This window comes from Flavitalea sp., assembly GCF_035489435.1.
Taxonomy (GTDB): Bacteria; Bacteroidota; Bacteroidia; order Chitinophagales; family Chitinophagaceae; genus DATHKG01.
Genome location: NZ_DATHKG010000039.1, coordinates 58,314 through 82,936, shown reverse-complemented (window position 1 = coordinate 82,936; position 24,623 = coordinate 58,314). Strand labels below are relative to the sequence as shown.

Genomic DNA, 24,623 nt, shown 5'->3' with positions numbered 1-24,623 from the left:
TTGATTAATGATAAGGTGTTAATGATAAAATGTGGTTTTGAAGATTAACTGGTTTTGAAATGAATAACCGGTTCGCTTGACCGGCCCGAATACTTTGAGCTGCTCCCGTCTTTGTTTTTGACCTTTACATCATATCGTAGTTCGCCTTTTAAGGTTGCATCCCTGCTGCACACATACCATCTGCTCTTCCATTCACCAGGCTTCATGTAGATTGTGCGATCATCATCGGTGCCGCTAGTCCTGGGTAAATAAACAATATGTATCCTGCATGAATCGGCTTTCTCAGTTTCAAGACTCTCTGCATCAAAGACCACTTCCGACAAACCGATGTCCGATGGGTTTAACCTGACATCATTACCAGTCTTTTCTGCAACGGTTGTTTCGAAAGGAGGTCCTCCATCAGTATAAGTAGTGTTTAGTTTTAGGTTACCCCCGGCAGGTCTCGAAATCTTTACTGGTACAAAATCAGGCGGCGATAAAATTGCTTTGGAATTGTCTGAAATGATTGTAATAAAGTTTATCGTAGACTCCTGTAAATCCGGAGGTGCAAAAACGGTGATTTCAGCACCGGGTTTTGAAAAAAAATCATCTGCAGCCGTTGTTTTACCTGGTGACAATTTATTTGAGATGGTATCCTGTTCTGAAATTCTGGTTATGTAATCAGTAGTATTTTTTCCTTCAAACCATTTTGAAATATCTCCTTCCGGTTCAATGCTTATGTCTGCAGTTGTTTGCGCGCTTGCTTTAACTGAAAGGTTTCCTTCTTTCATGACTATGTCATTGCTGGCACTGGTGTAATTCCTATTGTTTTCAGCATAATTTTTTATAGCTTCTATTGCCTTATCAAAGATCAACTGCTTCAGTTTTTCGGCGAGCATCATTTCGTCATCGCCCTGGATCTGCAATTCAAAAACGCCGTCTTCTATTGCCTTATTTAATAAAGCGGGAATGTTTCCGTGATCCAATTCTGGTTTGGTTAATTCAGGGATTTTTGTAAGGTCTCCTTTTAGTGCAGCAGAGGCAGTTTTGTTAACAGGTATGGTTGCAATATATATTGTTCGCATATAGTTATCTGTGCCATTTAAAGTATGGAGCACCCGGTCTTTTTGTGCGTTATCTATGCTTATATTAAAAATCACATTGAAAGGAGGGAATCCTGATGTTGTGGTTGATTGAAGAACATTGTATTTTTTGTTGTCATCAGCCAGCTCCAGGCGCGCCTCTTTCACAGTTGTCGATGGTGTAGAAAAGTTGATTGATGAAATGCTCTCTGGCTTTAGTTTCTCAAGCAGGGATTCCTGTAATCTTTTTAAAAGGCTCCGGTCAGTATCCCATCGGCTTGCCAGTTGAATCATATTTACGGTGCCGGTAACAAGTAAGTTAAACTGCAGTTTCTCCTGTTGTCCTTTTTCGGGACTAAGCTTTAGTGGTATATAATAGATCGTGGCTGGGTCTGTTGTCTTTCTATAACAAAATAGATCAGCATAAGCGTCGGCATCTGGCAATGTCGCTGCAAGGTTTGTAAAATATTTACTCAAAATCTCTTTTATCTCTATCGTGGTCATCAGGAGTTTTTTTAATCAAATCAACGAATTGTCGAGTATCAGCGGAACCCAGGGTGACTGCATAGGAAACCATTCACCATTAGTATTGTCGTCCTTTTTAAACCGGTATTTGTAGGTATATAAAAAAGGGGATTCAGTAAAATATCCGAAATCCTTACAATTCCCGGTTGGCGTAAAAAACAGTAGGGTTGGTTGCAAATCATCGGTCGTTCCATCGGGCATTAGTTCAATTTTCACGGGCGATGAACCATTGCTGAAATTGCAGCATACTTTCACGGAATGAAATCCATATTCTTTAAAATGATGCAGACCTACCCGCATTGAAACAGCAGGCTGATCGGGAAGAGAAGCAATAGCACCTGATGTAATTGAAATAGCGCTGATTTGCATCCCCGGCAAAGCTTCATCTTCAGGAATACATACGGATAATATGGGATTTGTATTATCAATCGTATATGCCATGGTAGCTATACTGGTTTCATCACCAAATACGACATTAAGAGAAGCAATTTCAAGCAGGTCTGAAGCTGCTTGAATGGTTATTATTTTAGCTTTGAAATGATCACTGTTCAAGAGGAGCCGGGCTTTATTCGCTGTGCCGGGACTGCCCGCAATTTTTCTGACTCCGTTAATGCTTTGTACGAGCATGAACGGCCGGTAATTGTAGTTGAGCGTTTCGACAGGCGAATAACGAAGCACTATATCAGATGAATCACCAGGTGCCGCGAAATTTACCGTTTCACTTATGGCCTGCATTCTTAGGGGTACATTTGGTGGTACATCAATCTGCACGCCCGCTTTAAGCACGTTAGGCCGGTGATCCGGAAGGATCGCTGACACATTCAGGTATTTGAAGCCTGTTTGAAGCCTGGGCACCAATGTTTCTTTGATGCTGCTTTCTATTCCCCCTTCCTGGTTCGATAATAGTTGTACGGCTTCTGCAGGATTCAGATTTACTCTTACTAGTCTTTTTACTTCAATAACTTCTGACAAGTCCCACTCAAATAAGCCCGTGCCAGCCTCTACAGAAGTACCTAGCTGAACAAGATCTTTGTCTGATTTGTCTGTTGGGAATGCAGGTTTTCCAAAGCGCTTCAATATCCGATCTGAAATCGCCTCTGCAAACAAGCCAGGTATTTCATCTTTCCTGTCACCGGTAATTGTTATCGGAAGAAGTGAAGCGTCGCGGTTAAAAAACATCCTGACTTCATTTGGATCCACTGCACCGTTCGCATCTGCTACACTTGCATGTAATTGATTCAACACTTCAGCCGGGGAGAATCCAACTAACAATGGGAGTCGTGGTGACAGCCCCTTGCATTCAAGCAATGCAATGGCCTTGAACAACAACGAACCGTTTCTTAATGATTCTTTCATTAGTGAAGCAGTAGTAGCTTCAAGCCTGAATAAATATTTTGTTGGACCAACAGGATTCCAGTTTGAGGAAATTGTTGACTGTAGTTCCGAAGGGAACTCAAGGGTGTTGTTGACAGGCACAAGTGACAGGTAACCGCCTGAACATGTGGCAGGTATTACTGACGTGGTGTAGCCTCCCAGCCGCATCGTACTGACAGCCTTTTCTAAGGGGTAGTTTAGTGATAATTGCAGATCAAGTGTTCCATATAATGATACAGGTGAAAGATCATGCATTGCTTTTACCAGGGTAATGGAAAAATCAGGCTTGCCGGATCCGTTTACGGCTATCCCAAGCGAATCCGGTAAAACAAAAACCTCATTTGATTCATAGCCATAATACACCCTCATTTCTTCAGTATCAAACTGAACAACGTGTTGAAAGTCGAGGGTGCCTTTGAATGACATGTCTTATTTGATTGAATCCCTGGTTATAAATAAGTCATCTGACTGATCGGTTATCCATTCGCCTGGTGCGCCTATTTTTCGTTTGCCCGCCAGCGTTATAACCTCCAGCTGGTATTTATATTCCCTTGTGTCCATCTTACCTAAAATGAAATTGCTTAGTGAAACGTTAACAGTAGCGGTTCCTTCCAATACAGTCGGCTTTAGTGTCACTGAATTCCCATTAAAAAAATTAACTATGATTGCTTTTATGGCTGAGTCGCCCGCGTCCTGCGGACCCGGCGCAAAAATTTCTTCAAAAGTTTGCACTGTTATTGTACGTTCATAATCGATCGGGGAATAAGGATTGAGGATAGCGTTCCAGATAGCTTCTTTATCAGGTTGTGTTTCTACTTTTGATAAAGCCGTGTTTAACTGGAGAGGTTTTCTTGCCAGGCTTATATCGACAGGAGTAATGTTGATTGTAATTTCCTCCTGTGGTAAAATATTCATTTGGTCATCCACATCATTACGATGACTATTAAATGGTATTGCATTTGATCCCTCGCTCAACATAATCTCAATGGCAGAAACAACAACAGGGCTTTCAATTTCATTACGTATAATCACAGTTCCTTTTCCAGTTTCGGGATCATAACCCTGGCGCACTGAACATATGTCTCCTGCCAGGTCGCTCATCCTTGCTGAAAGTGGAATCTGTATTTTATCCTTATCTGAAACTGAGACAATTACCTGCCCCGTAAACAGTGTTTGCGATGCTCCCATTAGTGCATCATACAATCGCTGAAAACTTTTTAGTGAAACGGTTATAGAATCATGTATGCCTTCTCTAATCTCCACAAGTGCACCATTTCTTTCCTGGAAAGGACCGGTGGTACCCGTTCCGGCACCCGGTAAAGCCAGGACAAAAGTTGCAGGTGCTATAAGAGGTTGAAAATCTATTTCAATCCCCTGCCCGATAGATTCCTTCAGCCGTGGTTCTGCTGCTTTTATGCGCTCCGGATCCGTATACGGTACTGCCACATATTCTATGGTAACGCTTGTCTCTTCCAGGGATCCATCTCCATCAATACTCACACACATAAAAGGAGCGAAAGATGGCGCCGGCTTGCGTGCTATCTTGAAATTATCCGGCAGGTAATAAATAACACCAGGTTGTACTATATCCTTGTAGTAAAGGTGTCCGTTCACCGGCAGTTGTTGAAGGGCTGGAGCACCATTATTTCCCGCGCTTGTAATGTCAGTAAAAATATAACCGGATATTGCCGACGGGAATGTAAATGGTATTACATTATCCAGGGAACGGCTAACAGCCTTGTACAATGTTTCAACTGGTGGAGGAAATGGCAATGTTACTTCTGGCCGGGATGGAACTGTCTCTGCCTTGGGGGGCACAGGTACTGTTTCTGTTTTGGTGCGCACAGGCACATTCTCTACACGCGAAGCCACTACCACCCTGGGTGATCTCCTGACAGGTTTAAATCTACTTGCTGCCCCGATATCGCGCGACGCTGCTATATTGCCGCCTCCCTGTGGAGACACCGGGATCGCTACAGGCAGTTCGCGCCTTACTATAAGATGTGCGCTGGCGCCGCCTTCTGTTATAGCGAGGTAAACCTGGTTAAATAATGCTGATCCCCTGATAGGTAATTCCGCAAGCAGTCCATAAGCCTGGGGCTGGGCCGGAGGAAAATTTATTTCTTTCACCATAGTACCACCGCCCGGAATCACTACGTTAAACTGTAATACCAAAGCTATAAGATGTGGTATTTCGGTTGCTGATGGTGCGGCTTGTTCTATCGGCGAAGCTGGATATTTTTCAAGCTTTACTGTAAGGATTCCACCGTCTGAAGTTTCTTTCATGCTGACAGCAAATTGCCTTCCTGCCGTAGTAATATTTTCTATGATACGGTATCGTGGCAGGTAAAACTTTTTGGAGGCATCTTGTGCAGATTCAAAAAACTGTTCGTCTGTTACTGTAGCTTTTAAGCTGACAGGAACGGTTAGTGCGCTACGTGTAACCCCTTCGACGGGAGGAGTTACATTTGATAAAAGTGCTGAGAGTGCGGGATTAAATTGTTTTATCGAAACAAGTTGAACTGATAGGTCTAATGGATTAATTAAAGGTTTTGTAACAATCGGCGGCACTAATACAGTCGTAGCCGGTGTTTTTATTTTTGCAATTTCGTCAGCCCTTATGAACACCGGTGTTGCCACAGGGTTTGTGACAACCTTCGGTGTCATAACCTGGTTAATTTTTATTTTAGAGATAGTGGTTGACATATAAAAAATTTATGGACAATGATTTCAGACTATAAACAGGCATAGGTTTAACGTGAACAGGCATAGATTGGCCATGATGCTTACTGGCATAAGGGTTCGGTTAAGTTTTATAGAGTAAAACTTGCGGGTCGGGAACAAAATAGCCATGCACGATCAAAAAACTTTGAAAGTCGCATGATTCACTTATTTTGAAAATCGCATAAGCAGATATTGTCAGCCTGGATAATTTTGAAAGGCGGATTGAAAAAGGCTATGGATAAACTGCTAATCAGGAGAATTGGGCGGATAGCTAACTTAATGAAGATAGTCGGAAAAAGTTTCAATTACTGACCCGGAAAGGCATGAACTTTACTGAATTTTTCATAAGCCAAATGCAGCTTTTTGTCATAATTATTCTTCCAGTACAGTGGCCCATTGTAAGATCTTGCAAACGATTTCCAATCACGCGATCTCAGTTCATCGTCAAGAAAGGTGTTCTTAATGTAGCTGATGAACGTGCTCAGATGCTCATCTTCACCTGACTTCAATCGCGTAATAAACGCTTCTACCGAATCACAATCACATTTTCTATAATTAAAGCCCATGATTTGAAATTTTCCCCAGCTTGAAGATAAGAGCGCGGCTTCCCTGTCAATAGCGGCCGCCCGGTTCATTCTGTCGTGTTGCTTGCTTACAGGCCCATATTTTCCTGGTTTCCAGATAGGGTACAGTATGTCTTCATTTCCCTTCTGATGCAATTCTGGTTTGATTCCTTTCTGTCTTAACTGTTTCCAGAAAATGTGAGGTTCAAATAAAATTTTTACTTTACCATCGGCTAAAAATCCTTCACCATTACTTTCTACCTCAGCAACAGCTTTTATTACTGCGGGCTCAACTGCCAGGGTGAAAGCGCTTTTCTCAAACTGATTCGCTGTAATCATAGTTTATAGTTTAAACTGGACATTAAAAAGGGTCAAAAGGAAAATCATATTCAGAGCAAGCAAATGGAAATTTTTATGAATGATAGCTTTTGGCGGTATGATAAAATAGTATCTGAACGGGCGCATTAAAGCCCGACCTTATTTGAAGAGCCGATTATTTGCGGCGTACTCCATGAGTCCCCCCAAAAGTTTCGATTCTTGCAATGCCGGAACTGCGGGCAAGAAACATAACTTTATTTGGTGATCCTGCATAGGAATACACCTACCTGTTAAGGGTTGAAAATTTTCTCTTAGTAAACGCAATTAGCAAGTGCGGATCAGCTACAAAAAATCAGAGATCTCATAAGGAGAAAAAACCAGAAATACTGTCAGAAAAATGGGTTAGAGTAGTAGTATTTAATTTGGGAAGGGGTTTTATTTCCGGCTCCAAGGTAAATAGTTTTGTTTTACATTGAAAAATATTTTTTTTGACTTTTTTTTGTTGTCTTTCAGCGAGGCGATTGACCTTATTAACATCCTTGTATAATGGTGCGATGGATTGGACGTAAAGTTTGTACAGGGAGGTAACAAGAAAAATGTTTTTTTAAATATCCCAGCCCCATTTTATATCTATCCTCCCAATTATTCCGGGATACTTTTTTATAAGATCTTTTTTGAAGATCTCGCATTTTGTTGCGAATCGTTCAAGCTCCTGGTATTCCAGTAAATTCCAGTCTTCGTCATTAACCTGTGTTGCCTGATTTCCCCTGCGCTTGCTTATTGATTCATTGAGCGTTGACAACACCGTTGGTATATCGGCCAGGACAAGGTTGCCTTCTTCATCATGTCTGAAATGAACATTGAAATCGCGTGAGCGTCTGAAAACTTTTGCGTTATTGTATTTTAATATTCCACTCTCCTTGAGATTGCGGATGTAATCATGATCTGCCATGTGCATTTTTGAAGGAATCAAAACTTCAAATTTCAGTTTGTCGCGTAGTGTCAGGGGAACCGTCTCAAATTCAGAAAGGTGATTACCGTTTTGCACTTTCACGTCCAGCTCATATCCCGATCCTATTTCATTTCGTAAAAAGACTTTTGGTAGAACGATGCTAAGGAAATTTTTCAAATAATTTTTCGACAGTCCGACGGCCGTTGGTATCTCTGCAACAGGCGACATATAAAATGAAGTCACCGGATTTGGGAACCAATCCAGCACATTTATTTTCCTTATAAGATTGACAATGTTCGGCTTTAGTATGGCGATAGCCTCCCCGGCCTTATTTGTATCAATCAATGAATAACGGAAAGCTGCTACATCGAAAGGTGTTTTGGTGCCCTCGTTATCAATACTTGTATCCTTCAACACTATATATGGTTTTCCAAAAGAATGGTACACGCCGAGTTCGTACATCACATTTGGATTGTTATTCGATATGTCTGCTACCAGGAAATCTGCCTGTTCCAGGTTTAATAATATCTGGTGCATGATGGTGCCTATCTCCCCTTCTTCGGGAGTAATCACTTTAAAACCTTCGGGGGATACAATAGGCAATATTATTTCATTTGCCAGTCGTCGCAAACGATCGATATCGCGCATAGGACCGATGACAAAACAACGTTTTATAATTTCTTTTGGATTCATAGCTGGAGTTATTTAGTAGAAGTTACGTAAGTCTGAATTCTAATGCCCTAATCTGATTCAGGGATTTGTAGCAAGCGTTACCGGTTCTGGTCTTAAGAAAAATGGATTGATTCACGGGTTCTGAATAAAATTTATTATTTTACTATAGAATAACGCCATTAACACCGCTCCCCTCCGAAAACTTCCCTCTCTGATTTTCAGCATTTGTACAAAATGAAGATTTAAGAATTCCGCAAATTATTTCACCTTAAAACATTTAACGACCATGGGAGTACCTAATATGTTTAATGATATTATACAAAAACATTTAAATGTCTTTGCCGCCTGGGTGCCAATTGTTAACCAGTTTAACCTTGGCGATTACGGAATCTTCGCTGACGGCGTGTTCTCAAAACTTGGGAATATCACTGATGATTTTAAAGTGACTTTCAAAGAAGGTGTTGGTTCTGAAGCTGATATTGATTTTACATCTGAAGGGGCAACAGTTGTTAAGCTGGGTGGAAATGCTACGGTAGATGTTGCAGCTGCCGGACAGGTAAAAGCTGGTATCCAGATTACGTTTTCAAAGGAAAAATCATTCCTGGTAAAGTCGCCAAAGATCACCGTAAAAACTATTGAAAACGTGAATGCCTTGTCCAAGTTGTTAAAAGCTACCGGAGCCTGGGATGGTCAATGGAAGGTGGTACACCAGGTATACAATGCCATTGATGCCATCATCGTATCCACTATCGAAAAAGGGACCAAGCTCGATTTTACCGGCGAAGCATCACTGATAGGAGATATGAAACTTGGAGGTGTAGGTGTCAATGTCGACACAAATAAAGCGCTTGGCCTGAAGATTAATGGCAAAAACGGCGTGATTGGTCTTGGTTTGTTCCGTATCAAGTCGAAGATATTTGGTGGATCGAAAGTGCTGATCATGGGTGACGGTGATCGTGGTGACGATGATATGCCAATCTTTTTAGATCCACAGGAAGTTCCGGGAGATGACGTTTGAAGAGAATTATGAATTATGAGTTATGAGGGTGGGTGGATAAATAGATCCGGTTTAGACAAAGTCGTATCAATTCTTTACAAATGAATTCTTTGATAGTTGGAATTGCCCGGACCGGTACTGCTAATGGTTTTCTTCTTAACCCCGAAACCCGATACATTTCAATGTGCGGGTCCAAGCCGGAGATCACTTTTTCGATCGATTGCAGGCAGGACGAATTTGTCAGTTTCATAGAAGATCTGCGTTATAATGACAATGATCCTTCAATTACTTCGAAAGCCATCAGGTATTTTCAGAAGCTGGCAACCGATATTTTCTTAAGTCTGGAATATGTTGAAACCGGGACAGAGAGTTTAGAGCCGCTGCATTTAAGACTTGTCACAACTCCATTGGAATTGGCGCAGATACCGTTTGAATTTGCTTTGGCTTCAGATAAGAATTTGGATGGAAAGCCGATGCGGCTACTCTTAAATCCAAACCGGAAAATAATACTAACCCGTGAAGTCCGCCAGGAATCAGTGTCTGTATATGCATGGCCAGAGATCCCGCGTATACTATTTGTATGGGCACAACCGGGGGAAGAACTCCGCGTTCCACACGATGAACACCGACGGGTACTTACAGACATAGTTTCTCCATTGGTAAGGCCACGGAAAGACAGTGCTTTTCCTTTACCTGATACATCTCAAATTCTGACTGAATTACCGGACGCCTCGCTTGAAAAAATAACAGCCGCAATCAAAAAAGCAAATGATGAAGGGCGACCCTATACACATATTCATGTTTTAGCTCATGGAGGCAAACGTTCGCTGCGGGGAGGCTCGGAAGAATTCACGTTGATCCTGTGTCAACACGGTTCTCATGAAGAAAAAGAGAAGGTGACGGGTAAATCATTAGCTGAAGCGATTGTTATCGGCCAACCAGCGGAAAAACCGGCTATCATTTCATTGGCGGTTTGTGATAGTGGCAACGTGGGAAACACAGTTTTCTCTGCCGGAAGCCTGGTTTATCATTTGCACAACTGTGGAATACCCTGTGTTTTTGCATCACAATTTCCGCTTACACAAAACGGCTCTGTAATACTGTTAGAAACATTATTCAAATACCTGGTTGAAGCTACGGACCCGCGGCTGGCATTGTATGAAGCCAGGATTATTTTAAGCCAGGAGCAGAGCCATGACTGGGCCAGCCTTATTGCATATACCAGGTTTCCCGAAAATATTGACGAACAGCTGGAAGCGTCAAGTCTTCACTTGATGTTTAATTCGATGCGGGTCACGAATGCATGGGTTGATCATGTTTTTAAATTCTGGGATCAACTAAATGATGAAGAAAGAACGCGTGCTCTGCAGCGACTTGAAGAAAGGCTTTCAGAATCCATTAAACAACTCTCCCGCCATCTGAATCCTGGAGACAACGGTACGAGTCGTTTATTAACGGAGGCCCTGAAGGCAGAGCATCTGGGTTTACTCGCCAGTGCTTATAAAAGACAGGCGGAGTTTTTTTTTAAGTTGAGTCGGTTAGATGCTGAAAGGGCTCATGACTTAATCCGGGACTCAAAGTTTGCTCTTAACAAAGCAAAAGAATATTACTATGGTGGCTTTGAGGCAAATCCTACCAGTCATTGGACGGCTATGCAGTATTTAAGTATGAAGGCAATTACAGAAGGAACCTTATTGGATGAGGTTGAAATCTGGTTTGTGACTAAACGAATGGCGCAAAGAGATGAAAAGAATGCAAAATCGGATCTTCAAAGGTCATGGGCATGGGGAACCTTAGCCGAGATACATCTTCTTAAACCTTTACTTAGCGGTAAGCCAATTACCGATGAAGATCTGCTTGCTGCCATAGTAATTGCCAAAGAGTATCTTACTAAGACAGCGGGAACCGGCGACGAATGCCTGGCTGCGCGGGAATCGACGCTTCGCCAGTTTGAAAGATACATTAACTGGTGGCCGGCGATGTATAAAGATAGTTACCCGCCTGTATTAAAAGATATTGCAACAGAAGTAATCCCTTTGCTTAAATCCAGCTAGTTGCCGGCGTTCACAATACGAGTTGCAGAATAAATTAACATTGTAACTAATTCTGAGAAAATCTATTTATGATGGAACAATTTTCCGCACCGCTAAAAGTGTTTATATCGTACTCTCATAGCAATACAAAAGAAAAAGACGAGATTATAAGAACCTTAATGCAGTCAAGTACGCGGTACGAAATATTATCGGATCATTTGCTGACACCCTCCGATAACTGGCGCGAAGTGCTAATAAGGTTGAGAAATGAAGCGGACGTTTTTCTATTGTTGATATCCCAGTATTATTTAACATCCAGGACGATTGATTCTTTTGAGATGCCGCAAATTATTGAGAGGGTTGAGACCGGGAAAGCTTACCTGATTCCTGTTATTCTGGATAATTGCGAATGGCTCAATGAGCCGTTTGCAAAATGGCAGGCAGTTCCTGCTTTTGGCAGGCCAATATCGCAATTTCAAAACAGGGAAGAAGCATACTCTCAGGTTGCAGAAGCGTTGGATCCTCTTTATTATCTGGTTAGAAATACTAAAGCGCTCGGGATAATAAAAAAATGTCGCCAGGAAAGAAGTACAACGTTAGACCTCTCGGATTGTAAATTATATAGCATTCCCAGGGATATTGCTGACATGAATTGGGTTACAATTCTTGACCTGCAGAAAAATTCCATAAGAAAAATAGATGGCCTTGATAAGCTTGTCAGACTTGAAAATCTTGATTTATCAGACAACGAGATCACAACGATAGAAAACCTGGATAAATTAGTAAACTTAACATACCTGGACCTCGAAAGAAACCGATTGTCTGAAATTAAAGGATTGGAAAACTGTTTAAAGCTTGAGTTGCTTGGGCTTTCCACAAATAATATTGAATTGTTGTCCGGGATCTCGCATTTAAATAATCTAAAAACCTTATACGCCGCCCGTAACAGGATAATCGACGTTTCAATCCTTGCAGGGTTAAAAAATCTTTACCGGATTGTATTAACTGACAACAGGATCTCGTCTATACGGTCTTTATTGCCAAGATTACAAGGAGGACTTCCTATACACTTGAAATTCGCGCTAAGCAAAGATGAGGCCGGAATCTTTGTGAGGGGAAATCCAATTTCTGACCCTCCATTAGAAGTAATTGCGCTGGGAACTCCTGCCATAGTCGATCATTTCAGCAAGGGAAAAGAACATGGCGAGAAAAAGCTGGAAGTCCTTAAGTTGATACTGATGGGGAATAGTGGCGTGGGAAAGACGAATTTTAGCCAGTTTTTGAGGGATAAGGAAGTAAACCAGAATCATGTATCCACAGACACACTTGAGATTCAAAGTTGGAGGGCGCCTTTCCTAAAGTCAGAAAGTGGAGAGCTTATGTTGGTCAACATTTTTGATTTCGGTGGGCAGGATTACTATCATGATCTCCATCGCCTCTATTATTCACACGATACCGCCTATGTTCTATTATGGGATACCGCTACTAATTTTTATGCTGAAAGAAAAGAGAAACTTGCTGACAAAACTGAATTGATTTATGAAGATTTTCCCATTGAATACTGGTTGGAATCTATCAAATATATCCTTTATGGAAAGGAAGCGCATGTCTTCAATGGTGTGAAAGAGCCTAATGACCTCACAAATAAGGCTGTCTTAAAAAGTACCAGCCCATCTGACCCAAAGATTGTGGCTGAAGAATCAGTTGTAAAAGCGGATCTGTCTACTACGGCCCCGGTATTGGTGCTTCAGAATAAAATCGACCAGGGCGAAGGGTTGCTTAACCAGGTATTGCTTCGTGAGAAATATTCCAACATCACTACATTCTACAACGTATCACTGAGTAAGAAGAGCCGGGTAAGCAGTATCAATGAAGTACTCGATGCCTGCCTGGGAAAGCTAAACCTGGCCGGAAGGAAACTTGTTACTTACCAGCATGAAATCATCGAAAGATATCTCCAGGGCCAAATACCTTTCGAAGTACTGACACTTAGCGAATTCAAGGATAAGTGCGAGTCACTCATTCCCAAGTACAAGGGGACCCTGGATATACCGGATGCTAAAACAATTGCAAGTGTATTAACCAATCTTGGAGCTTTGTATTTTGATCATTCTGCTTCGGATAAAAATGGTGATGAAGGTATAGTGTTCACAAGTATTAGCGAACTCAATGACCTGATTAAGAAACTAATGAATGAAGCGAAGCAAGGTGGTAGTAAAGGGGTTTTTTTAGCGAATCAGATAAAAGAATTTAAATACATTGATCACATACTTCCGTTGCTTATAAAAAATAGTTCTGTAATTCCTTTGGATGATGAAACTTACCTCGTGCCGCAGTTTCTTCCTGTTGTGGCAGATCCACATGTCGCTAATTTCGCGAGGGCATTTGTGCATTGCCAGATCCGGTATGTATATACCGCATATTTTCATAAACTGCTGGTGATGTCACTATTCGCAAAATTTGTCAGTAAAAAAACTGGCGAAGTCGAAGCTGACAACGCGATAAAGTCTATTTACTACTGGCGAAACGGCCTCATATTATCAAAGGAAACAGGCGGCCGCCCACAAATGGTATTCATAAACTTCCTGAAAGAACCATCTGCCTGCAGGATTGAAATCCGCACCTTATATCCATTTGGAAGAACGGGCCTGGAACGGGAGATAGAAAAAGAAATGGACGAATTAAATCAGGGCTGGAGCTTTACAAAGGAAGTTTCAATAAACAGTGAAGATTACTTTGAGGTTAGTTCAATGATTAAACAGGTTAAGGGCAAAAATTTTATTTTCCAGGGGAGTAAACAGATATTTACGGTTAATGATTTTAAGCACCTGGTTAATTTTGAAAAGGTACCCAAGAAATTATTTATTTCTTACTCTTCAAAAAATTCTGAATTTGTTAAACGTTTCTGGACTCATCTTGATGTATTGCGAACCGCGGGATACATTGAGCCCTGGTATGACCGGAAAATAGAAGCCGGTGCTAAATGGGATGATAGTATTCAGAAGGAAATGCTTAGCTCGGATCTTGTAATATTTTTATTGAGTCCGGATTTTCTTGCCACGCCTTATATCATGAATGAGGAGGTAAAAAATGCAATGAACATGGAGATGGGCAAACAATGCGAGCTGTTTTTTATTCAATTACTTCATTGCAGCTGGGGCGAAACCGATCTGAAAAAATACCAGATGATGTTTGACCCGAACCATACTGACAAAAGAGAATTTTTTATTGGAACCCCCGGCAATGATGAGGCGTGGAAGACTATCATCAATGTTTTAACGGCCAAGGTGCAGGCTTAAAATCGTTCTGGTGTGAAAAGCAATCAATTTGATCTAAAATATTTAACTTTAGTATAATACTAGCCATTCTATACTCGTCTGCACTCGTCTTTCCGGCCTCTTGTAAACCTCTGATAATAGCCAACAGTAATCCCAAAATGTCCCATCTGTTTATTAGCGTTTACTGATTAGAAAATTATTGTTATGCCTAAACCGGAAATATTCTTTTCGTATGCCTGGGCGGATAACACTGAAGAAGGTTATGACCGTGAGAAGATCGTCAACGAGCTATACGAATCGCTACGGCGTGACAGATATACTGTTGTTCGGGATAAATATGATGTAGGATACAGGGGCAATATCAAAGCTTTTATGGAACGATTAGGCTCAGCCGCAATCATCATAGTTGTAATCAGCGATAAATACCTGAAGTCCCATAACTGCATGTTTGAGTTACTTACTATTTACAGGCGTTCCAATTCTGATGCTGATGAGATGAAGAAGAAAATATTTCCACTGTTCCTGGATGACGTAAAAATATTTGATGGCTTACAAATATCAAATCATACAACTTTTTGGGAAAACAAGCACCGGGAGCTCGAAGAGGAAATCAGGAAAGGTGGATCGAACCGCGCAGAAATATCAGGAGATCTTTCAACCTACCGGGAAATTGCTTCCAATACAGCCAGGTTGATGGGGATACTTGCAGATATGAATGCGAGCGACCTCGCGAAAATCCTTGCTAATGATTTTTCTGAATTAAAAAAATCCATTGATATTCATTTCGATGAATTGAGACGCCGTAGACCTTTGCCTGTTTTTAATGAAATACTCACACGAAGTCTAATGGTGGGAATGGCAGAATACAATGAAGAAGCATCGGCTTTTTTAAAAGATGCGTCCGGCAACTACGACAATTGGGAAAGGGATACTGACACCAGCAACCTCGCGAAAAACCTTATTTCTTCTGCATTTCCAGGTACACTCGGAACACAGTTCAGCAGGCTATGGGCAATAGGTAAAACTAAAACAGACGATATTGATAACAAACATGCAACCTACCTGGAAAACTGTTTTCATCTTACAAAAATGACTCTGCAGTTATTGTCCTTTGCATTTATTTCAAGACTATGGGATTATGAGATCAACAAATTATTTATCATACCAAAAAAAGAGCTTGAGATTATCAGAAAGTTTTTTGAACGTACTATTGCGCCAGGCTTTGACCGATACCTTATTTTGTTGCAGGCATTGGTCTCCATCTTTGAGGCTTTTCCGCAGGAAGCTCCATTCACTGAATTCGCTGATCTGCACGAAGCTACTAATCCTGACAGCAATTTTGTAAAAGCAATCGAAAATCTGCAAGCCATAAAGAAAGAGATGGAAGTTATTGAAATATCTTTTGAGACTTGCCTTGAGGCAGAAAAAGAATTATCGTCATTTTTCTCTTCACTTGCATTCCTGACAGGATATAAAATGGTTTCCATTAAGGATATCAGTTATTATGCTTTGAGAAATACCATACCCCACTACCTCCACAACTATACGGAGTTGGGTCTCGACAGGAAGCAAAGATCAAATATCGAAAGAATACATTACCTCGATATACCCGGCAACATTGATGCGATTTTTCTATTCAAATTGGATTACTGGAAAGGAACAAACCTTTTTCCTTTTATGCTAAATATGAATGCATTAAATCTTGAGGGAAGCGCTAAACTCTACTTTTATTCGAACATTAGTTTCGATGGCCAGAGCCTTGACTATTATTCATGGGAAGACAATAGCATAGAAAATATTTCAGCTACAGGGATGGACATAGCCGGCGGCCCCAGTCAGCTGATCTCAGATCGCGAAGGCATAAAAAACCTGAAACGAAATATCGTATTGTGGCAATTTGCCGAAGCAAAAAAAATTATAATTGAGAACGCAACAGGAACGCTATCGAACAGCGCATAGCCGGCACAGCAAGCTTAAGATAAATATTATATGATTTATCCTTTTAAATTATTGGATGCATACCTGGAAAAAGACAAGGAGATTTTTTTCGGCCGCCAGGAAGAAATTGATCTACTTTATGAAATGGTTTTCCAGACAAATGTGTTACTCGTATATGGTGCTTCCGGAACAGGTAAAACCAGTTTAATCCAGTGTGGGCTGGCAGGAAAGTTTCAGACGCATGACTGGCTGGCATTGAACATCCGTCGGGGCACCAATATTAATCAATCTTTTGACCGGGCGATCGCAGAAGCCGCCGGCAACAATGAACATTCAACGGATCATATCACTACTACTGAGGAAGTCGCCGACGATTTCAACCCACTTGAAAACTCTTTCAGAGCAATTTATCTTAACAATTTCCGTCCTATATATCTCATCTTCGACCAGTTGGAGGAAATTTATATTCTTGGAGATAAAGAGGAACAGGATCTTTTTATAAAAACTGTAAAAAATATCCTCACGGTTGAACAACCTGTAAAAATCATTTTCAGTATACGGGAAGAATACCTGGCTTTTTTGTACGAGTTCGAAAAATCAGTACCACAATTACTGCGCAAAAAGCTTCGGATCGAAAAGATGAACCTCGATAAAGTGAGGCAGGTTATCACTGGCATAGCAGGGAGTAGAAAGACCAATATAATTCTGAAAGAGCCGGATATAGAATTGTTTGTCGATAATTTATTCAAAAAGGTCAGGGGCCGTGAGCAAACGCTGACCATCCAATTGCCCTACCTGCAGGTTTATCTTGATAAGCTTTACCTGCATATTACAAACGATGAAACCCGGAAAGCAAAAGCCATGTTTTCCCCTGAGGCATTACTGGCGTTTGGTGGGATTGATGATGTCTTGAAAGATTTTCTTGAAGACCAGGTTCAGGTAGTGACAAAAATATTGGTGGACAAACGAATACAGGTCACCAGGGAAAACATCTGGTCAATACTTTGGCCTTTTGTTACAATGGAAGGCACAAAGGCTCCGGCGTCTTTGGCTTCAATCCAACATCGCCTAAATGGCGAAGTACCTGAAAAGACCGTGGAGGAGGCTATCAATGCCCTGGTGAGCAGGCGTGTTTTGAGATATCTTGAGAACGACAATTTGTTTGAGATAGCACATGACAGCCTCGGAAATGAAATTGCAAAAAACCGGTCGCCTGAACAATCAAAAATCCTGGAAGCAGAAAGAATAATAAAAAGCAGGTTTTCGCCTGATCCGACAAGACAGGATTTTCTTAATGCATGGCAGTTGGAATATATTAAACCCATCCGCCGTAAGCTTAAGATCACGGAGGAGCAAAATCGGTTTGTCGATCTGAGTATCAAAAGGGAGAGGAGAAGAAATCTGTCTCAAAATGCAATCATTATTACAACTATAGTGGGACTAATTCTTGTCTCTATTATCATGAATAATGCAAAGAACAGGGCCCAGGATGCAAGAAAACAAGCTGAAGATGCCACGATAGTTGCAGACAAAGCAAAAGAGGATGCCATCAGGAGTCAACAACAGGCGGACAGTGCACTGGCAAAACAAATCATTGCTTCCGAAAATGAAATGCTTGCCAGGAAACGTGCTGATGCTGCCAGCCTGGAAGCTACAAGATATGCTTCAAGCCTGGCAATAAGCCAGCACGCTGCAAATTTAAGTGCGCAACAGGCAAGGCAAGATCGGGATAAAGCAAGGGAGTCTGCAGAAATTGCTGATTCAAGCAGGCGGGTAGCTTATCAGCAGAAACACCTCGCAGACAGCTTAAGGACTGCTGAGAATAATAAAAAAAATATCACCCAGTCAATACAATTTGCACTCGAATCAATCCTGTCCGAAAAACCTTACGAAAAAATCAGTCTCGCAACGCAATCTTACGATCTGAACGCGGAACATAATCACAACGCCTGGGTTCCCCAGATTACAGAGGCGTTGGCCAAAGCTGTTCCCGATACTTCCATGCAGGAGGTGCTTTCGCTTCCCAATTCCGTTCTTGATATCATTCCTGTAGCCGGATCAACACTTTTGATAATAACCGATGCCGGAGAAATCAGAAGTTTCGATTTATTAAAAAAAGATTCGAGCAAATTACTTTGGAGCGATAAGAGATTTCATTATGTCAACAATTCGGGATACTTCGACAGGCAGAAGAGTCAGTTAGTCATAAAGGATATGGACAATATGGTTTATGTTTTCAGTATTCATAATTCAGCTGCTGAACTAAGGGAAAAATATTTGGCAGGCAATGAAAAATCTTCTTTGATCTCCAGGGAAACCCTTGTATTATTTTCCAGGGAATTAAGAACGCAGGCAAAAGAGGGCAACAATCTGATCTTCAATTTTGATGAAAACTTTGGATCCACATTTGAATTGAGCGCTGACAAAAATATTGTTGTCGCTGGTACAACTAATGGATGGCTGTATTTATCTGAATATCCAATTAAATCAGGTCAACATTTTAAAGGTTTATTTCAATTGCCAAATTCCCGTGTCAATGATATTGCAATCGATAAACAAGGATTGTTTTTTGCCACGGCCGGCGCTGATTCCAGGCTTCGGCTGACTACAACAAAATTAGTTGAAAGTGCCCCTCTGGAATATAGATTTAATTCATGGGTAAATGCGATATCATTTGTTGCACCTATGAAACTGCTGATAGGGACTGCAGAAGGAAAACTTTACATACTAAATTTCAACCAGGATGAACTTGCTGCTAGTTGTCGTAAAAAAAATATCTATGGGAATCGGGGAATGAAATAATCGCGGATTGCTTAAATGCCAACAATTAAGATGCCTAGATTAACACTCATATTGCTACTATCATTGTTAACACCGGCTGTCAAAGGGCAGGAGTGCGCTGAATTATTGTCACAGGCGGAGCAGGATTATCGCAACGGCTTACTTGAAGTCATCGTACCGAAGATTTGTAAATGCTTTGGCATTTACCGTGACGACAAAAAAGGAGAAATTAAACCTGTTGGCTATAAGGTTATGATGAGAGAAATGAAAAATGCCGATTCAATGTATCCTCAACAGCTGGGTCCACTGCTGGGTTATTGGGTTAATTTCGTTAATACAAAATCAGCATTCAAACAAAAAAGGAACAAATTCTTTAAGCCGAGTGAAAGAAACCGTGCCTTTGTGCTGCTTGGAAAATTGTATGATCAACTAGGGGCCATAAGGCTTTCTGAATATTTTGCACTAAGAGCGATATTGATTGAACCTGATGTGGAACTGGCTAATGACAGCCTGGGTTTTAACAGAACTTATTCTGAAGAATTAGACAGGGTGCGGCAATGGTCTGTAGGGCCATACCTGGGCTGGTTATATGTCGTGCCGGCTGCAATACAAAATAATGGTGGTTATGATTTAAATTTCAGATATCAATCGACAGCGAAAATTGTACTGGGCGCTCAGTTCAAATACTTTTTTAAGCCAACAATTGCAATTAATGCCGGTTACCTGATAAATAGCGCAACTATCGTATATACAGAGAAGAGAACTTCATCTCAAAATGATTTTGATTTTTATCACGAAGAGAAGCAGGATTGGGTCAGGATCCCGGCGTTGTTTCAGATTAGTAGCGTCAATAAGTTGGGCCTATTTAAAAATGAAAATGGTAAACCGATTGGAAAACTTTTTTTCGGTGGCGGTTTCGCTGTCGATTACCTTTCCAGGTCGTATGCAACTATCGTCGATGTTAACGGGAATCACGTATTCTATGCTAAGAATGTCACGGACTATCGAAACCGGGTAAATCTTGAATTAATTTTACAGGTGTTTGCACAATTTGGCGTAGGCCGCAATTACGTAAATATAGGATTTACAGGTTCTTATTTATTGCGCGATATTGTGAAGCAGGATATGGTAACCAGCAATGAAAATCCCCTTTATGCGACCTACGGTATAAAAGAGAATAACTATAAATTGATGACTGGTTGCTGGACTGTTACCTATGATTTTATGTTTAACAGGTTAAGAAAGAAAAAGCCGCAACCAACAACGATTCATTAGTTAAACAGGAAAGCTTTCATTTTTTCGGTGAACAATTTCCAGTTGGCTTCGCCCATAGTTTCCTTGTTTATGATGAGATGATGATAGCCTCCCTGACGATTTTTCATCTCACTATCAAGGCGTAACAGTTCATAGTGACCATCAGCGAACTTGTCAAGAAAATTGACTAGTTTTTTAGTGCTGATCAGTTCATCCATAGTGTCAACTACGGCCAGGGTAGGAATAATTAGCCTGGCTTTTGCCTGTGTGATGTTTGAGACAATCCTGAACATTGTCTTGTATGCGTTTATAGATAAACTTTTGTTGGCCCTGTATTTTGCAGGAGTAAAACTCGGGAGGTATAAAGAATTCCACCAGAAGAACAGTTTTAAAAGGCTTGCCGTGTTTCGAACAGCGATAGCTGGGGCTAACAATACCTGTTTGCTTATGGCAACATCATTACCTGCTGAAAGAACCAGGTCTACTCCGAGCAAACCGCCCAGGGAATAACCTAAAAAGAACAAAGGGATGTTATGTTGTCCGGCTGCTTCTTTTGCAGCTTCATACCCATTTATCATTTCCTTCTGCCAGACTTTTACGGTGATGCCGGCAGTGTCAGAAGGATTTTCGTAGTGGCCTGAAAACCTGGGAAGGAAGCAATCACAACCGTGGGTATTAAACCATCCTATTAACGAAAGCATTGCGGTAGGCTTCACATTGAGCCCATGAGCTACGATGACTATCCCTCGCTTCTTTTGAGTGGTTGGATAAAATTCTGTGTTTGATTGGATAAGTGACGATTGCAAAGTAAATCTACTTACGATACTATGAAAATAAACAATATCTATCAAAGGAAATCCTGACCTTTTTCGCAAGTAGCTACGTAGAAGTGACACCAGAGGCGAAGCAGGCCGTCGTTGACGTTAAATTACAGGGATGTCCATAACAACTCGAAAAATAAGAAAAACAGGACCATAACTATCCCCATCACAACAAATGATTTCTTTAGTGAACGTCTCCCAACAGTAAAGCCGGCAATTGCAAATGATAGTGCAGGGAGCCAAAAGTGCAATTTTGGTAAGACCGACACAGTTCTGCTATACCATGATCTTGCATACGAAGGATATAACCTTGTCGTGATGCGAAATCCGGAAAATTCCTTTGAAGAAGTGTGGATGCCTGTCTCTGGAAGTTCACTTTTTGTTGATGGTAAGATCCAGGTGGTCATAATCCCCGCCCCGGTTTCTGGAGTAACAGTAGAGCTTGACCTATCAGGTAAAAAATAATTGACATTTTGATCATAGGCCGGTGGAACAATTCATATTGTTTCTAGTTCCCTCCATTTACCTAAATTTAAAGTAAATAAAGCCATAAACAGTTTTGCTAACAAAATCGCAATTGTCAGCAACGAACATCTCCACAATGCATAAGCTGCCCCTGATGTTAATTGCTTTCCTGGTATTAGGTGCAACCCGCGCACATGCACAAAAGCTGTTTGGCTATGTGGTTGAACAAAATAGCGGCAGTAAACCTGTTCCCGGGGTTATGGTTAAGGCCAGGTTTGCCAACCAGACGGCAACAACAGAAAAAGGAACATTTACGCTTACTTTTCAAAACGCGAAGCCTGGCGATAATGCTGTACTGGTAATTGAAAAGGATGAGTGGGTAATAGTTGAAAAAAGCCGGTTAGAAGTAAATTTGCCTGCGGACCCGTTTAATTATCCCCATACAGTTGTTATTTGCAAAGCAGATGAATGGGCGAAAGCTAACCAGTCTAACTACCAACTGTTAGACAAGATGGTCCGTGAAGCATTGCGGAAGCAAAAATCACAATTGAACAAACAAAGCCAGAATTATCAAAAGACGATCGATTCTTTAGAGGATCAGTTTATAAAAACCCAAAGCCAACTTAGTGAATTGACAGATGCTTTCAGCCGGGTGAACCTCGACGATGTGTCTGAAACTGAAAAAGCTGCCTATGCTTATTTTTCGGAAGGAAAGATCGACGAGGCTGTTTTACTTCGGGGCACATTGCAAAGCGAAAAGAATTTGTTGTTGGCTACACAAAGATTAAAGGATCTGCCGGATAAGCCGGTAGGATCAGATTCATCAATAGTTAGTATACAAAAGCTGATTGCCCTTCACCGGAGAAACCTCAAAGAAGAAATAAACCTGGCAAAGCTGCGACTCGACTGGAAAACTGCTGAGGATAAGCTAAAGTTTCTTTCTGTCAATGACAGTTTTGATCATGAGAACCTGATTCATTATGGTGAGTTTCTTTACAGTCAGAACGAGTTCGATAAAGCCCAGGGTGTTTATGAAAATTGTCTGAAGATTTACCGGGAATTAAAAGAGGGAAATTCCAAAGCATTTGGTTCAAACCTTGCAAATGTATTATATCATTCAGGCGCTATCCTCAAAAATAAATATCAATACCAGGAAGCAGAAGAAAAGTTTAAAGAGGCTTTAGCTCTTTACACGCAGGCGAATAAAGAAGATGGTTTGTTATTTAACCAAAAACTTGGTGAAACGTTGTCTGCGCTGGCAGTATTACATGGAGATAAACAATTGTTTCGACAAGCTGAAGGGGAGTTCATAAAGGCACTGGGTGCGGTGAAGCCATTGGAAAAGATAAACATAAATATATATGAGGAAGCTGTTTCTGACATACAGGTAAAGCTCGCTTTGCTTTATCTGCATTCCGGGATGTATAAACCGGCTGACTCATTATTCAAGACTGCACTCAACATGCTGAAAAAACATGATAGTCTCAATGTTTTGTCGAATCAGATATCTATTGCAGAAATTCAGAATAACCTCGGATCCCTTTATTTAACCCAGAACAAAAATGAGGCTGCTGAAGTTGTACTTCAAAATGCCCTGGCGGTCTGCAAAAAGTATCAGAAAACTTCTCCTGGTATTTATGATCGGTTGCTTGCCGGCGTGCTTGCCAATTTAGGTTCACTGTATACGAAGACAGCTAATCTAGGGACTTATGTGGTTGAAAAACAGGACAGCGCCCTGGCCAGGAATTGTCTTGAAGAATCAAGGGTTACCATGCTGCGGCTTGTAAATACAGCACCTGCTGTTTATTCGCCGTCATTGGCAGGGATTGATGAGCAATTAAGTTTTTTCTTTACCGAGGTAAATGACAGGGACTCAGCTGAACTATTTTATACGGAAGCAGCATTGATTTATGAAAACTATGCCGGGCTGGTACCCCAGATGTTCGATTTGCCTTTTGCCAGGGTGCTGCGAAAGCTTGGCAAAATTTACCAGTGGGGTAACCCGATATCGGCAACCATAGTTTTCAATAAAGCAATCAGTATCTATAAGCGTTATGCTTCAGTCAAACCCCTGGAAATGGAGGAGGAGATTGCTGAGACTATGTATGAGATTGCGATTAACGGGAATAGCTCCAGGCAGGTTTTTTCAAAGGAAGACAATCTGAACAACCAAAAAGAATCACTGGCGAAGTATAAAGAATTGCTGGAGCTGTATAATCGCCTTGATAAGAAAAGCGGGGGTAAGTTTGCTGAGAGTTTGAAAAGTATTTCATCTTCGATAGAACGGATAAATAAAGAGATCGCCAGGGTGCAAGCGCTTGATCCGTCTATATATAGTCCAAAAAGCGATTTAGAAAAAGCTGAATATGAACTGGATGGTCTTCGCTATGATATACAAGCGGCTAATACCGATTATCATAAACTGATACTGCTAAAGTACCTGGTTCAAAGGAAGTTGGAGTTGATCAAATCTGGTAAGTTTACAGATGTGATTTCGCTCGGTCATGACTATAATAATTTATCCTGGTATCTCATTCTAAACCGGAATTTTGCTGAAGCTGAGCTGGCAGCCCGAAAATCTCTTGAACCGGGAGTCAAAAAGCCGGCTGACTATGATAAAGAAATTGAGTATGCGAAAGCTAATCTTGCCATGTCTCTTTTGCTGCAAAATAAATATGATGAAGCAAAGAAGCTATATGGTGCACTGAAAGATAAAACTTATACGGATGGAAGAACTTATGTCAGCATATTTTTAGATGATATCACCGAATTAAAAAACGCAGGCTTTATACATCCCGGCTTTGAGAAGATTAAGTCATTTTTAGTTGAATAAGTCTGTTTAATAGGTCATCACCGAATACAGACAG

15 protein-coding genes are annotated in these 24,623 nt (G+C 41.1%); 8 read left to right on the top strand and 7 right to left on the bottom strand.

Annotation, left to right across the window (positions count from 1 at the left end; all coding sequences use genetic code 11):
- Positions 1-44: 44 nt before the first annotated feature.
- The 6 genes from VK664_RS06505 to VK664_RS06480 all read right to left on the bottom strand — a co-directional run bounded on the left by VK664_RS06505 (position 45) and on the right by VK664_RS06480 (position 8,210).
- Positions 45-1,565, bottom strand: a complete 1,521-nt coding sequence (locus VK664_RS06505) for a hypothetical protein (RefSeq protein ID WP_461397818.1) — start codon at positions 1,563-1,565, stop codon at positions 45-47.
- 15 nt (positions 1,566-1,580) lie between these two features.
- Positions 1,581-3,386 (bottom strand): hypothetical protein, encoded by a 1,806-nt coding sequence (locus VK664_RS06500; RefSeq protein ID WP_461397817.1) that lies wholly within the window; start codon positions 3,384-3,386, stop codon positions 1,581-1,583.
- A gap of 3 nt (positions 3,387-3,389) precedes the next feature.
- Positions 3,390-5,666, bottom strand: a complete 2,277-nt coding sequence (locus tag VK664_RS06495; RefSeq protein WP_461397816.1) for a hypothetical protein — start codon at positions 5,664-5,666, stop codon at positions 3,390-3,392.
- A gap of 323 nt (positions 5,667-5,989) precedes the next feature.
- Entirely contained in the window at positions 5,990-6,586 is a 597-nt protein-coding gene (locus VK664_RS06490; protein WP_461397815.1) for an N-acetylmuramidase family protein, read from the bottom strand.
- Between the two features lie 414 nt (positions 6,587-7,000).
- Positions 7,001-7,156, bottom strand: a complete 156-nt coding sequence (locus VK664_RS06485; RefSeq protein ID WP_461397814.1) for an ABC transporter ATP-binding protein — start codon at positions 7,154-7,156, stop codon at positions 7,001-7,003.
- A gap of 13 nt (positions 7,157-7,169) precedes the next feature.
- The gene (locus VK664_RS06480) at positions 7,170-8,210 is read right to left on the bottom strand and encodes an STING domain-containing protein (protein WP_461397813.1); all 1,041 of its coding nucleotides are present in this window, start codon (positions 8,208-8,210) and stop codon (positions 7,170-7,172) included.
- A 265-nt stretch (positions 8,211-8,475) separates the two neighbouring features.
- On the opposite strand from VK664_RS06480, the gene VK664_RS06475 reads away from it, so the two are divergent.
- The 6 genes from VK664_RS06475 (at position 8,476) to VK664_RS06450 (ending at position 20,491) form a co-directional block, all read left to right on the top strand.
- Positions 8,476-9,207 (top strand): hypothetical protein, encoded by a 732-nt coding sequence (locus VK664_RS06475; RefSeq protein ID WP_461397812.1) that lies wholly within the window; start codon positions 8,476-8,478, stop codon positions 9,205-9,207.
- 80 nt (positions 9,208-9,287) lie between these two features.
- Positions 9,288-11,240 (top strand): CHAT domain-containing protein, encoded by a 1,953-nt coding sequence (locus tag VK664_RS06470; RefSeq protein WP_461397811.1) that lies wholly within the window; start codon positions 9,288-9,290, stop codon positions 11,238-11,240.
- A 68-nt stretch (positions 11,241-11,308) separates the two neighbouring features.
- A complete protein-coding gene (locus VK664_RS06465) occupies positions 11,309-14,518 on the top strand; it encodes a TIR domain-containing protein (protein ID WP_461397810.1) in 3,210 nt (1,069 codons plus the stop codon).
- Between the two features lie 183 nt (positions 14,519-14,701).
- On the top strand, positions 14,702-16,456 hold the full coding sequence (locus VK664_RS06460) for a toll/interleukin-1 receptor domain-containing protein (protein ID WP_461397809.1): 1,755 nt from the start codon (positions 14,702-14,704) through the stop codon (positions 16,454-16,456).
- A gap of 30 nt (positions 16,457-16,486) precedes the next feature.
- Positions 16,487-19,237 (top strand): ATP-binding protein, encoded by a 2,751-nt coding sequence (locus tag VK664_RS06455; RefSeq protein WP_461397808.1) that lies wholly within the window; start codon positions 16,487-16,489, stop codon positions 19,235-19,237.
- A gap of 30 nt (positions 19,238-19,267) precedes the next feature.
- Complete coding sequence (locus tag VK664_RS06450; protein WP_461397807.1) at positions 19,268-20,491, top strand: hypothetical protein; 1,224 nt, start codon at positions 19,268-19,270, stop codon at positions 20,489-20,491.
- Here VK664_RS06450 and VK664_RS06445 read toward each other — a convergent pair.
- Complete coding sequence (locus tag VK664_RS06445; RefSeq protein WP_461397806.1) at positions 20,488-21,345, bottom strand: serine aminopeptidase domain-containing protein; 858 nt, start codon at positions 21,343-21,345, stop codon at positions 20,488-20,490. The two genes, VK664_RS06450 and VK664_RS06445, sit on opposite strands and share 4 nt — an antisense overlap.
- Before the next feature lie 42 nt (positions 21,346-21,387).
- Here VK664_RS06445 and VK664_RS06440 point away from each other — a divergent pair, with 42 nt between their 5' ends.
- Both VK664_RS06440 and VK664_RS06435 read left to right on the top strand, forming a co-directional pair.
- Positions 21,388-21,756, top strand: coding sequence for a hypothetical protein (locus VK664_RS06440; RefSeq protein WP_461397805.1), 369 nt, complete (start codon positions 21,388-21,390; stop codon positions 21,754-21,756).
- Positions 21,757-21,892: 136 nt separating this feature from the next.
- Positions 21,893-24,589 carry a tetratricopeptide repeat protein gene (locus tag VK664_RS06435; protein WP_461397804.1) on the top strand — a complete coding sequence of 899 codons (2,697 nt, stop codon included), beginning with the start codon at positions 21,893-21,895 and terminating at the stop codon, positions 24,587-24,589.
- Positions 24,590-24,623 lie beyond the last annotated feature (34 nt).

Bases quoted from the DNA above. Each gene is read 5' to 3' on its own strand.
- VK664_RS06490 (WP_461397815.1), bottom strand. From the start codon at position 6,586: ATGATTACAGCGAATCAGTTTGAGAAAAGCGCTTTCACCCTGGCAGTT.
- VK664_RS06455 (WP_461397808.1), top strand. From the start codon at position 16,487: ATGATTTATCCTTTTAAATTATTGGATGCATACCTGGAAAAAGACAAG.
- VK664_RS06505 (WP_461397818.1), bottom strand. From the start codon at position 1,565: ATGACCACGATAGAGATAAAAGAGATTTTGAGTAAATATTTTACAAAC.
- VK664_RS06450 (WP_461397807.1), top strand. From the start codon at position 19,268: ATGCCTAGATTAACACTCATATTGCTACTATCATTGTTAACACCGGCT.
- VK664_RS06480 (WP_461397813.1), bottom strand. From the start codon at position 8,210: ATGAATCCAAAAGAAATTATAAAACGTTGTTTTGTCATCGGTCCTATG.
- VK664_RS06500 (WP_461397817.1), bottom strand. From the start codon at position 3,386: ATGTCATTCAAAGGCACCCTCGACTTTCAACACGTTGTTCAGTTTGAT.
- VK664_RS06495 (WP_461397816.1), bottom strand. From the start codon at position 5,666: ATGTCAACCACTATCTCTAAAATAAAAATTAACCAGGTTATGACACCG.
- VK664_RS06460 (WP_461397809.1), top strand. From the start codon at position 14,702: ATGCCTAAACCGGAAATATTCTTTTCGTATGCCTGGGCGGATAACACT.
- VK664_RS06435 (WP_461397804.1), top strand. From the start codon at position 21,893: ATGCATAAGCTGCCCCTGATGTTAATTGCTTTCCTGGTATTAGGTGCA.
- VK664_RS06470 (WP_461397811.1), top strand. From the start codon at position 9,288: ATGAATTCTTTGATAGTTGGAATTGCCCGGACCGGTACTGCTAATGGT.
- VK664_RS06475 (WP_461397812.1), top strand. From the start codon at position 8,476: ATGGGAGTACCTAATATGTTTAATGATATTATACAAAAACATTTAAAT.
- VK664_RS06465 (WP_461397810.1), top strand. From the start codon at position 11,309: ATGATGGAACAATTTTCCGCACCGCTAAAAGTGTTTATATCGTACTCT.